Genomic DNA, 2,436 nt, shown 5'->3' with positions numbered 1-2,436 from the left:
AAGTGTATGACAGCTTTGCCGTGGTCAGCACCAGTGGTTTTGAAGGTATTCCGGTTAAATATGAAAACCAAATTGTTGGCGTGACTGACGAGGATGGCTATTTGCTAGTGCCTTGGGCTACCGCGTATTACACCGCCAAATATGAAATTGACCCACTCACTTTACCAGCGAATGCGGCATTTTCGACGACAGAGCAGTTCGCTTCGATACATGCAGGTTACGGTTATTTATTAGAGTTTCCCATTGAGCTGCAAATTGCATTGAGTATGACCGTTGTGGATGAAAATCACCTAGTCCTGCCGCTTGGCACGTTTGGGCGTTCAGAGACAGGATTAGTCAGTCAAATTGGGTGGGATGGGTTTACCTACTTTGAAGGCATTGATCCGGGCAGTTACATTCTGTTTTATCCTCAAGGGCAGTCACCATGTAAAGTTTCAATTGAAGGGTTGTATGAGCGCGAGAGTCAAAAAATACAAACACTGAATAGTCAGGTTTGCCTCAAAACAGAAGATGAGGCGGCACTATGATTTTGCATCGCTGGCTGGCTAGTCTACTTCTCTTTTTCTCCTGTTCGACAATGGCATGTGAGATCACGGCGCTAACACCTTCAATCCAGTTTGGTAGCGTTTCCTCATTTACGGTGTCGAGCACTCAGCAACAAAGTTCAGCCCAGCCGCATGCGGGGATAACATGTGATTTTTCGACACTTGTGTCGTTGTTGAGTGGCGACTATGTGTCTGTCATATTTACCAGCCTCAATGGTGGGCAGATGACCACCCAAGGAGATGCCAGTTCGGTAATTAACTATCAGATTTTTGGCGATTCAAGCCTTTCACAAGAGTATGTTTTTGGCCAATTGTACACCTTCACAGACACCGACTTGTTAGATTTGTTGGGGCTGTTTGGAGACCAAGTTGAGTTCCCTCTTTATGCTCGGACGGGAGCTGGAAGTAACCTTTCGGCCGGAATTTATACAGACCAAATTACGGCGTCTTGGAATTGGAATTACTGCAAGGGCGTAGGTCTACCAGGAGTATGTATTATTCGGAATGAGGGGAGTGCTCAAAGTACTATTACGGTCGAGTTGGAAGTGACTCCCGACTGTATGATAACCGCGCCGGATATTGATTTTGGTTCATCCCCATTGGTGGCGGGCTTCGATCCCGTTAGTCAGGTTATATCGTTAACTTGTACCAAGAATAGTTCCTTCACCATTGGTTTAAACGACGGCGTAAATGCTTCAGGAGGCCAACGAAGGATGGCATCTGATGGTAACTATTTGGAATATGAAATCTATAAGTCTTCATCGACGGAGCGCTGGGGCTCGGCTGGTGCTGAGCGCCGCGAACAGAGCGATGTCGATACTGGCGATGCCATTCCAGATGGTATCACTCCACAGAACTACAATTATCGCGCGCAGATAATGACAAGCCAAAATACCCCTCCAGCGGGCACTTATACCGACTCAATAATCGTTGACGTTCAATTTTGAGCATCATATCAATTGCATGACTAGAGGAGTTGATTCCAAAGTTTGTTTGCAATCATAGTTTCCACTCTGTAACGACCGAATCCTGTGAGATTAGTATGGCTTTGCTTTTACAACACTTCACTTGAAGGGATAAGGAAAATCATGAAAAAGTCACTTACAGCGATTGGATTGTCTTTGGTATTCGTTGGTTCGGCCAACGCAGCAAACTGGGGTTACGAAGGAAGTCACGGACCAGAGCATTGGGGCGAGTTTGCTTCTGAATGTGCGCAAGGTAAAAACCAAAGCCCGATTGATATTCATTCGGCGACGCAAGCTGAATTAGCAAAACTGCAATTGGATTACCAAGGCAAAGTGGTTGCGCTAACAAACAATGGCCACACATTGCAAACCAGCATTGAGGGAGAGAATGTTCTGACCATTGATGGCAAAGCGTTTGCTTTAAAGCAGTTTCATTTCCACACACCATCTGAAAACCATGTCGACGGCAAATCTTACCCATTGGAAGCGCATTACGTTCATGCCGATGAGCAAGGCAATCTCGCAGTAGTGGCGGTATTTTTTGAACAAGGCAAAGCCAATCCTGCTTTGGCGAATTTGCTAGAAAATGTGCCGGAAAGAGATCAAAACGTAGCGATTCGCGCTCCTTTCGATGCAAACGCGTTGATTCCTAGCGACAAAGATTACTACCGATTTAACGGCTCGTTGACCACGCCACCATGTTCAGAAGGCGTGCGTTGGCTTGTGATCAAAGATCCACAAAGCATTTCGGCAGAGCAAATTGCGCAATTTGAACACGTCATGGGGGAAAACAATCGTCCAGTTCAACCGCTCAATGCGCGTATGGTTCTTACCAAATAACCGATGTTTTTTGAGATTTGGTAAGCCCGAAATAAAACAAAGCCCACTCAATGTTGAGTGGGCTTTGAGTGTTTAAGAGCGAATTA

The 2,436-nt window shown here is 45.8% G+C and carries 2 protein-coding genes and 1 pseudogene; all 3 read left to right on the top strand.

Translation table 11 applies throughout. The features are described 5' to 3' along the window. Positions 1-527 (top strand): annotated as a pseudogene (locus R7P35_RS23630) (fimbrial biogenesis outer membrane usher protein); the annotation flags it as partial. After that, on the top strand, positions 524-1,492 hold the full coding sequence (locus tag R7P35_RS23625) for a spore coat protein U domain-containing protein (protein WP_318092740.1): 969 nt from the start codon (positions 524-526) through the stop codon (positions 1,490-1,492). The pseudogene R7P35_RS23630 and the gene R7P35_RS23625, both read left to right, overlap by 4 nt. Before the next feature lie 141 nt (positions 1,493-1,633). Then, positions 1,634-2,350, top strand: coding sequence for a carbonic anhydrase (locus R7P35_RS23620; protein ID WP_005485792.1), 717 nt, complete (start codon positions 1,634-1,636; stop codon positions 2,348-2,350). The last annotated feature ends 86 nt before the right edge of the window (positions 2,351-2,436 follow it).

Origin of the sequence: Vibrio sp. Vb0304 (assembly GCF_033338995.1) — a bacterium.
Taxonomy (GTDB): Bacteria; Pseudomonadota; Gammaproteobacteria; order Enterobacterales; family Vibrionaceae; genus Vibrio; species Vibrio alginolyticus.
This window is presented reverse-complemented; position numbering and strand designations above follow the sequence as displayed.